The organism is Falsiroseomonas oryzae (assembly GCF_027856955.1).
Classification (GTDB): Bacteria; Pseudomonadota; Alphaproteobacteria; order Acetobacterales; family Acetobacteraceae; genus Falsiroseomonas; species Falsiroseomonas oryzae.
In genome coordinates this window covers 1-8,719 of the sequence record NZ_JAPSMD010000221.1, presented here as the reverse complement: position 1 = coordinate 8,719, position 8,719 = coordinate 1, and the positions used below count along the sequence as shown (strand labels likewise).

Here is an 8,719-nt window from a genome sequence, read left to right as displayed (position 1 = left end):
GTGGGGGCGACGGCCTCGGCGCAGGCGGCGCTGCTCGGCATGGCGAACGCCGCGCCGCCGCTGGTGCTGGCGGCGATCGCGCAGGTCGGCGCGGGCGACCTGGCGGCGGCTTCCGCGACCTTTGCGCGGCTGCACGAGACGGCGCCCGCCCTCGCCGCTGCGCGGCTGGCCGGGCGTTGGCTCTCGACCAACCCCGACTACCAGGCCCGCGCCCAGACCTTTCTGCGCGTTGCCGCCGGGCTGGCGCCGCCCGATGACGCCGACGCGCTGCGATAGGCGGCGATCTAGGTCCCCTTAGCGCGGCGTGTTCCGGCCGGCCCCGCCGTGTGGCGAGGCTTGCCCTGACAGTGGGGACCGACTCCGCCATGCAGACTTCCGGCACGAGCGGACGCCTCTGGGGTGCACGTGCACGCGATTGGGCGGAGGTGCAGGAAGGCCAGTGCGCCGCCGCCTTCCGCGCAGTCCTGGACCATGCCGGCGTGGGCCCGGGCACGCGCCACCTCGATGTCCGCTGCAGCGCGGGCATGGCTGCCGCGCTGTCGGCCACCTGCGGCGCCGCCGTCAGCGGGATCGATGCCGCCGAGGCGCTCCTGGAGATCGCGCGCGAACGCACGCCGGCCGGCGACTTCCGCCGGGGCGACATCGAGGCGCTGCCCTTGGAGGACGACAGCTTCGACCTCGTCACCGGCTTCAACGCCTTCCAGTATGCCGGTGACGCCGAGCAGGCGCTGCGCGAGGCGGTGCGTGTCGCGAAGCCCGGCGGGATGGTCGTCATCATGACCTGGGGCGAGCCGGCGGGGATGGAGGCCTCGTCGCTCGTCGCCGCGCACCGCACCGCCCTCGCGCCGTTCCGCCAGCCCGACGGCAGTTAACGGGTCGGCGCGCGCTTCCGCTGCCTGGTCGCCGCGCCATGAAGATCATGATCGTCGGCGCCGGGTTCGGCAGGCACGGCAGGGATGGCCTGCGCCAGGCGCCAAAGGGGCCTCCGACGACTGCGACTGAATGATGGCCGCGACGACGCGTGTGTGACGGGCAACGGGAGAGGGGTGCCCTGGCGACGCGCTGATCGACCTGATCGCCGCGCATCAGTCCATCAATGAGGGTTCGGCATGAACGCACGACGCCTGCTGTCCTTCCCTCTCGCGCTGGCCCTCACGGCCCTCGGCGTTGTCGCCGCCGCGGCGCGATCCGTCACCATCACGGCGAACCATCCCAACGTGGTGTCCTTCTGGAACGACGTCGCCAACCGCACCATCGTGGCGCAAACGTCGGCCGCCACCACGCCGGAGGAGCAGCGCGCGCCTTTCGTGAACGATCCGGCGGCCGTGTACCTGGCGATCTACGACGCCGTCGTCGCCATCGAGGGCCGCTACCGGCCCTTCGCGGTCATGCCGACCGCGCCGGCCACCGGCGCTTCGGTCGATGCGGCCATCGGCGCGGCAGCGCATGGCGTGCTGCGCGCCCCGTTCCCGAACCGCGCCGAAATCTACCAGCCTGCCTACGACCAGCGCCTCGCCGCGATCCCGGACGGTGCCGCGAAGACGCGCGGCGTTGCCCTCGGCACCGAGGTCGCTGCCGGCATCGTCCGGCTACGCGCCGATGACGGGCTCAGCGTGGCATTGCAGCCATATGTCTCCGGCACTGCGCCGGGCCGGTTCCGCGCCGCCAACCCGCACCCGGTGCTGCGCCACTTCGCGGCGATGCGGCCTTTCGTGCCGAACGGCCTCGACCCGGTACGTCCGGCGCCGCCGCCGGCGCTGGACAGCGCGGGCTATGCCGCTGCGTTCAACGAGGTCCGCTCGCTGGGCGGCATGACGAGCACGACGCGCACCGCCGAGCAGCTTGAGATCGCGCGCTTCCACACCGAACCGCCGCCCAGCTTCGTCACGCGCAACATCGGCCGCCTCGCCGCCAGCACGGCGGACGTGGTGGAGGCGGCGCGGCTGATGGCGATGGTCCATGTCTCCTTCGCCGATGCGATCGGCGTCTGCTTCGAGACCAAGTACCACGACGCGACCTGGCACCCGCTGACCGCCATTCCGCTCGCTGCCGACGACGGCAACGACGCAACCGGCGCGGATCACGGCTGGACGCCGGTGCTGTCCACGCCGAACCATCCCGAATATCCGGCTGCCCAGTCCTGCACCTCGGGCGCGCTCGGCCATGCGCTGCGGCACCTCCACGGCACGCCCGACGTGACCTTCAGCCTGGACAGCACGGTCACCGCTACGACGCGCAGCCACGCCAGCGCGGAAGCCTTCAATCTGGAGAACCGGTTGGCCCGCATCGCCGGCGGCATGCACTTCCACTTCTCGGCCGTCGCCGGCGAGGAGATCGGCCGGCGCGTGGCAGACTGGGTCGCGGCGCGGCATTTCGGGCGCCAGTGATGACCGGCGTCGACACAGCAGGGAACGCCCTCATGCAGCGCCGCCATCTTCTTCTGGCTGCGGGTGGATCGCTCGCGCTCGCCCGCCGCGCCGTCGCACAGCTGTCCTGGCACAGCCGGCGGTGACCATCGTCGTCCCGTTCGGCCCCGGATCGGCGCCGGACGTCATGGCGCGCCTCGCCGTCCCGACGCTGGGCGCGCGCTGGGGTCCGCCGGTCATCGTGCAGAACGCGCCGGGGGCCGCGGGCGCGCTCGGCGTGGAGCGCGTGGTGCGCGCCGCGCCCGATGGCTACACCCTCGTGCTGCCGGGAGACGCCGCCGTCGTGGTGCGCGTCAGCATGGGCCCGCGTCTGCCCGACGAACCGGTGCGGGACCTCGCCCCCATCATGCAGATCGGGAGCGTCACGACGCTGCTCGTGGTGTCGGGTGAATCGCCGCATCGCAGCCTTGCCGACATCATCGCCGCGGCGCGGGCCCGGCCTGGGAGCGTCTCCTTCGCCCATGCGGGCATGGGCACATCGCAGCATCTCGCCGGTGAGATGCTGGCGCAGATGGCGGGCCTGCAACTCACCGGCGTCCCCTACAGCGACAGCGCGCAACAGGTGCTCGATGTGCAGGCCGGACGCGCCAACATGTCCTTCCAGGGCAGCGTCCTCGCCCTGCCGCGGGTGCGTGACGGGTCTTTGCGCGCGCTCGGCGTCTCCTCCGCCGCGCGCTACCCAGGTCTGCCCGATGTGCCCACCATCGCCGAACTGGGGCTGCGCGGCTTTCAGGCCACTGCCTGGTTCGGGTTGTACGCGCCGACGGGCACGCCGGCACCGGTCATCGCGCGGATCAACGCCGACATGAAGGCCGCGACGGAGGATGTTGAGGTGCGTCGCCGGCTTCACCTGCTCGGCGTGCAGATCATCGGCCGAACGCCCGAGGAGCTTCGGCAGGTCATCGCGGCCGAGAGTCCGAGCATGCGCGCCGTGCTTCGCGCGGCCGGCATCCAGGGCGAATGACGCAGGCGGCAGAGACGTCGCGCCTGTTCGTGCCGGTGGCGATCCGCGCCGTGTTCGCGCGCGTCGCGCCATGCCTGGACGCCGTCGCGGGGCGGTCCCTGTCGCCGGCGGACGCCTGTGGACCGTAGCGGAGACCTCATCGCCGTGGATTGATCTGGGTCATGGGTCGCAGGGCCGCGGAGGTGCAGTCTGGCGACGCTAGACATGCGTCGCGGGACTTGCACAGGAATGCGGAAGGGGAGGATCGGGGTTCTCGAACTCATCGCGGCGACGGCCGCGGTGAACAGCCGGCTCAGGCCGAGCTGCTGGATCGAGCTTACCGTCAAGCCGCAGTACTGCGGCTTCATGCCCCAGGCGCTCTCGGCCTGGTCCCGGGCGCGCGGGCACCAGACCCAGTACGCCACCTTGCATGGGCTCGGGCGGCCAGAGGATCTGCTCCCGGCGGATCTCGACATCGCCTTCCTCGCCACCCCCACCCAGCACAGCCTGTTCGCGTATGCGCTCGCCGCCGTCTTCCGAGCGCGTGGCGCCCGCGTGGTGCTCGCCGGGCCGGACGCCCACGCCTACCCCGCGGATTGCGCGTGGGCGCCGGTATTCGACGACGAGCCCGTTCAGGCGCATGTCTGACGCCGAATGACGCGCGTCATCGCAACTGCGCCAAGGCCCTGTCGGGCCGACGTGCCGGTACCCTCGCGCGCGCCACGGCGCCGGATCCGGTGACGTGACCACGCCATCGGACACCCTGGTCTCCGAGCTTCTCGCGTGGTTCGACACCTGGCCGCGCGGGGCCCAGGCCTCCGCTGCCGACTGGATGATGGACGGCAGCCTCCATCCGTACGACCATCTCTTCGCGCCGCTGACGGTGAACCGGCTGACGCTGGCGAACCGGGTCATCATGGGTCCGATGGGCAACCTGTCGATGGCAGACCCGTCGGGCCGACCGAGCGAGCGGATGATCGCCTACTTCGAGGCGCGGGCACGCGGCGGGGCGGGGCTGCTCATCTCCGGCCTCGTTCCGACCTCGCCCGCCATCGATCCTTCGGTGATCCAGCCCGGCGGCTTCGCCTGGTTTCCGCGGATCGACGGCTCGCGCGCCGTGCTCGCCGGCTGGCGCGACCTGGCGGAGGCGGTGCATGCGCATGGATCGCGCTTCTTCATCCAGCTTACCCCCGGGCTCGGCCGCGTGGGGTCGCCGGAATGCGTGACGCAGCGCTGGAAGCTGCCTGTCTCGGCGTCCTGGAATCCCAACTTCTACCTGCCCCAGGTGCCGTGCCGACCGCTGCTCGGCATGGAGATTGCGCGCATCCTGCGCGACACGGGGCAGGCAGCGGCCGACGCGATGGCGGCCGGCATCGACGGCGTGCAGCTGCACGGCCATGAGGGCTACCTGCTCGAGCAGTTCGCGAACCCCGCCTTCAATCGTCGTCGCTTCGGCCGCCATGCCGACCCCGAGCGGCTGGGGCTGGACCTGGTGGCCGAGATCCGGCGGCGCTGCGGGCCAGGCTTCCCGATCATGTACCGCATCGACCTGTCGCTGGCGCTGCGCGCGGCCTTCGGCGAGCGGCTGGAGTCCGAGCCCGGACTGCGGCGCTTCCGCGCCGAGCGATCGGTCGCGCAGACCCTGGCGTATCTAGGCCGCCTGGTCGCGGCCGGCGTGGACATGATCGACGTGGATCTCGGCTGCTATGAAACCTGGTGGCTGCCGCATCCGCCGGGCCCGATGCCGCCCGGCGCGTTCCTGCGCGTCGCGCGCTGCGTGAAAGACCACTTCGCGGCGCACGGCATCACCGCCGCGAACGGGGCGCCGGTGCCGGTCGCCGCCATCGGCAAGCTCGGCTACCCCGACATCGCCGAAGCGGCGCTGCGCGACGGCATGTGCGATGCGGTGCTGCTCGCCCGACCGCTGCTCGCCGATCCGGACTGGCCCCGCAAGGCCCGCGCGGGGAAGGTCCGGGCCATCATTCCCTGCATCGGGGATCATGAGGGCTGCCTCAACGAGATCGTCCGCGGCGGGCATATCCAGTGCAGCGTCAATCCGCGCACCGGCTTCGAAGCGACGTATCCCGCAGAGCCGACCCGGGCGCGACGCCCGCGCCGGATCGCCGTGGTTGGCGCGGGGCCCGCCGGCGTCACGGCCGCCTGCCTGGCCGCGGCGCGGGGCCATGCGGTGACGCTGTTCGAGGCCGAGGCGCGGATCGGCGGCTGGCTGCGCGCCGGATCGGCGCCGGCGATCAAGTTCGACGTGGCCAACTACCTCGTGCATCTCGGGCACCGCCTGGCCGAGGCGATGCGCGAGGACGGCCTGACCTTCCGCCCCGCCACCGCCGCCTCGGCCGAGAGCCTCAAGGCCGAAGGGTTCGACGCGATCCTCTGCTGCACGGGATCGAAGCCGCTCCTGTCGCCGCTCGCTCGCGACGCGCCCCTGCCGACGGCCTTGGCGGTGGAGGTGCTGCTCGACCCGCGTCGCGTCGCCGGCGCGCACCGCATCGTCGTGGTTGGCGGCGGCGAGGTGGGCTGCGAGACGGCGCACATGCTCGCCTTCGAGCACGGCAAGGCGGTGACCATCGTCGAGCAGGCCGACACCTTCATGACCGCAAGCTGCACTGCCAACCGCGGCTACCTGCTGCGCACCCTTGCGCGGCAAGGCACGCGGCTGCTGCCGGCCGCGCGCATCACCGCGCTGCGGCCGGACGGCATCGAGGCGATGGTCAACACCTCCGGCATCGTGCCCGAGCCAGAGGCCGTCTGGCGCCCCGTCCTGCCGCGCAACCTCCACAATCCCTTCGCGCGCCGTTCCGTGCTGGCCGAGAGCCCGACCTTCGTGGCGGCGGAGATGGTGGTGTTCGCCACCGGGCTGACGCCCGACGGCGCCCTGCAGCGTGCCTGCCTCGAGCAGCAGGCGGCGGAGGAGGTGCTCGGCATCGGGGACTGCTTCCGGGTCGGTCGCATCTTCGACGCCACCAAGGCCGCCTACGCGGTCGCCTCGGCGCTCTGATATCGGGCGGCGTTCTGAACGCGAGGTGGGCCGCCGGATTGTGCCCTGGGCGGCGCGCTTGATGTCTGTCAAAGACTGTAAATATAGAAGGCCGCATATTTGTCCCCGGAATGAGGCGAAAGGCTTCGCAGCCGATGCGCGCGACACCGGGCAACCTGCCGATCCGCATGCCACAGGCGCCGGCCGCGCCCGGCCTTGCGGCAACGACGCGACACCGCGCGGCGGGAGCCGGCTGACAGACATGCCCAGAGCCCTCGTCACCGGTGCCAACGGCTTCCTTGGCCTCAACCTCGTCGAGCAGCTCTGCGCCGCCGACTGGCAGGTGGACGCGCTGGTGCAGCCAGGAACCGACACCGCGCTGCTCGGCCGCTTTCCGGTCCAGGTGGTGACCGCCAGCATCACCGATGCCGGCAGCCTCTCCGCCGCCATCCGGCCCAGGCTGGACACGCTGTTCCACCTGGCTGCCTCCACCTCCGTCTGGCGGCGGCGGAATGCGGAGCAGGTGCAGGTCAATGTCGAAGGCACCCGCAACGTGGCGCGAGCCGCGCTGATCGCCGGCGCAAGGCGCCTCGTCGCCACCTCCACCTGGAACACCTACGGCCTCGGCCGAGCCGAGATCTCGGAGGCGTCGGACCAGCGCGGCGGCGCGTCCGGGATCGGCTATGTGCGCACGAAATACCTGGCGGAGGAGGAGCTGCGCGCCGCCGGTCGCAATGGGCTGGACGTGGTCATCCTCAATCCCGGCCACATGATCGGGCGCTACGACACGCGCAACTGGGGCCGCATCATCCGCATGGTGGACACCGGCACGCTGCCCGGCGTGCCACGCCTGCGCGGCTCCTTCTGCCATGGCGCCGCCGTGGCGGCGGCCCACATCGCCGCCGCCGAGCGCGGCCGGCCCGGCTGCAACTACCTGCTGCCGGGCGTCGAGGCGAGCTTCGCCGAGATCATCGGCCGGGTGGCGGAGCTGCTGGGCCGGCCGGTGCCGACGCGCACCATCCCCACCTGGCTGCTGATGCTGATGGCGCGCGCCAAGGTGCTGCGCGCGGCGATCACCGGGCAGGAGCCCGACCTGACGCCCGACGGCGTGGCGCTGATGGCGAACGATCCGCGCATCACCTCGGACCGGGCGCACCGCGAGCTCGGCTACGATCCGGTGCCGCTGGGCGAGATGCTTGAGGATGCCTGCTTCTGGCTGCGCGACCAGGGCCTGCTGCAATCGCTGCGACCCGGGGGAGGGTAAACGCGATGAGCATGATGACCGGCGCGGAGCTCGTCGTCGCGGCACTCGAGGATGAGGGCGTTCCCTTCACCTTCGGCATACCGGGCGCGCAGAACCTCGAGCTCTATGACGCGCTCGAACGGTCGAGCCGGGTGCGCGCCATCCTCGTCACGGACGAGCAGGCCGGCGCCTTCATGGCGGATGGCGTCTCGCGCGCCTCGGGCCGGCTGGGGTGTCTGAACCTGGTGCCGGGGGCCGGCCTGACCCACGCGCTCTCCGGCATCGCGGAGGCGTTCATGGACGGCGTGCCGCTGCTGGTTCTGGCGAGCGGCGTCCGATCCGACATCGGCAAGGCCTTCCAGCTGCACGACGTGCCGCAGCTCGAGATCGTGCGCCCGGTGACCAAGGGCCAGTACCGCGTGACCGAGGGCGCCGGGCTCTACCAGGCGGTGCGCGCGGCCTGCCGGCTGGCGCGCACGCCGCCCTGCGGGCCCGTGGCGGTGGAGATCCCGGCCAACCTCTTCATCTTCCGCCACCCGGTGATGCGCGACATGCCGGAACCGGCGCCCCTGCCCACACCGGACGACGCCACAGTGGCAGACCTGACGGCGAGGCTCGCGGCGGCGAAGCGGCCGCTTCTCTATCTCGGCGCCGGTGCTGCCGCTGCAGGAGCGGACCTCGTCCGCCTGGCCGAGCTGCTGCAGGCGCCGGTCGCCACCACGATCCAGGGCAAGGGAGTCTTCCCCGAGAGCCATCCCCTCTGGCTGTGGTGCGGCTTCGGACCCGCCGCCCCGGATTTCGCGCGCGGCATCGCCCGGGACTGCGACGCGACGCTTGCCATCGGCTGCCGCTTCGCCGAGGTCGGCACCGGCAGCTACGGGCTCGATCCCCCGCGACCGCTCCTGCATGTGGACATCGACCCTGCGGTGTTCGGGCGCAACTATGCGGCGGAGCTTGCGGTCTGCGCCGATGCCCGGAGCCTGGTGGCGGCCCTGCTGCCGCGTCTCGCGCCGCGCGCCGCGGATGCCGGGATGCGCAGCGCCATCGCCGCCGGCCACCGCACGGTGCAGGCCGCGTGGGACGCGCTGGACGGCCGGCACGGCGTGCCCGGG

8 protein-coding genes are annotated in these 8,719 nt (G+C 72.2%); all 8 read left to right on the top strand.

From position 1 onward, the window contains the following. Positions 1-276: hypothetical protein (locus OZN99_RS19090; protein WP_270936856.1), on the top strand; the 276-nt coding region annotated here is incomplete at its 5' end. Between the two features lie 89 nt (positions 277-365). After that, a complete protein-coding gene (locus tag OZN99_RS19085; RefSeq protein ID WP_270936855.1) occupies positions 366-872 on the top strand; it encodes a class I SAM-dependent methyltransferase in 507 nt (168 codons plus the stop codon). A gap of 237 nt (positions 873-1,109) precedes the next feature. Beyond that, positions 1,110-2,387: a vanadium-dependent haloperoxidase gene (locus OZN99_RS19080; RefSeq protein ID WP_270936854.1), complete on the top strand. Its 1,278-nt coding sequence runs from the start codon at positions 1,110-1,112 to the stop codon at positions 2,385-2,387. A gap of 166 nt (positions 2,388-2,553) precedes the next feature. Further along, the gene (locus OZN99_RS19075; protein WP_270936857.1) at positions 2,554-3,390 is read left to right on the top strand and encodes a Bug family tripartite tricarboxylate transporter substrate binding protein; all 837 of its coding nucleotides are present in this window, start codon (positions 2,554-2,556) and stop codon (positions 3,388-3,390) included. A gap of 228 nt (positions 3,391-3,618) precedes the next feature. Then, positions 3,619-4,017, top strand: a complete 399-nt coding sequence (locus OZN99_RS19070) for a hypothetical protein (protein WP_270936853.1) — start codon at positions 3,619-3,621, stop codon at positions 4,015-4,017. A gap of 94 nt (positions 4,018-4,111) precedes the next feature. Then, positions 4,112-6,385 (top strand): oxidoreductase, encoded by a 2,274-nt coding sequence (locus OZN99_RS19065; protein WP_270936852.1) that lies wholly within the window; start codon positions 4,112-4,114, stop codon positions 6,383-6,385. Between the two features lie 241 nt (positions 6,386-6,626). Beyond that, positions 6,627-7,628 carry an NAD-dependent epimerase/dehydratase family protein gene (locus OZN99_RS19060; protein ID WP_270936851.1) on the top strand — a complete coding sequence of 334 codons (1,002 nt, stop codon included), beginning with the start codon at positions 6,627-6,629 and terminating at the stop codon, positions 7,626-7,628. A 5-nt stretch (positions 7,629-7,633) separates the two neighbouring features. Then, positions 7,634-8,719, top strand: a 1,086-nt coding sequence (locus OZN99_RS19055; protein WP_270936850.1) for a thiamine pyrophosphate-binding protein, incomplete at its 3' end; no start/stop codon positions are given.

Bases quoted from the DNA above. Each gene is read 5' to 3' on its own strand.
- OZN99_RS19085 (WP_270936855.1), top strand. From the start codon at position 366: ATGCAGACTTCCGGCACGAGCGGACGCCTCTGGGGTGCACGTGCACGC.
- OZN99_RS19080 (WP_270936854.1), top strand. From the start codon at position 1,110: ATGAACGCACGACGCCTGCTGTCCTTCCCTCTCGCGCTGGCCCTCACG.
- OZN99_RS19075 (WP_270936857.1), top strand. From the start codon at position 2,554: ATGGCGCGCCTCGCCGTCCCGACGCTGGGCGCGCGCTGGGGTCCGCCG.
- OZN99_RS19070 (WP_270936853.1), top strand. From the start codon at position 3,619: ATGCGGAAGGGGAGGATCGGGGTTCTCGAACTCATCGCGGCGACGGCC.
- OZN99_RS19060 (WP_270936851.1), top strand. From the start codon at position 6,627: ATGCCCAGAGCCCTCGTCACCGGTGCCAACGGCTTCCTTGGCCTCAAC.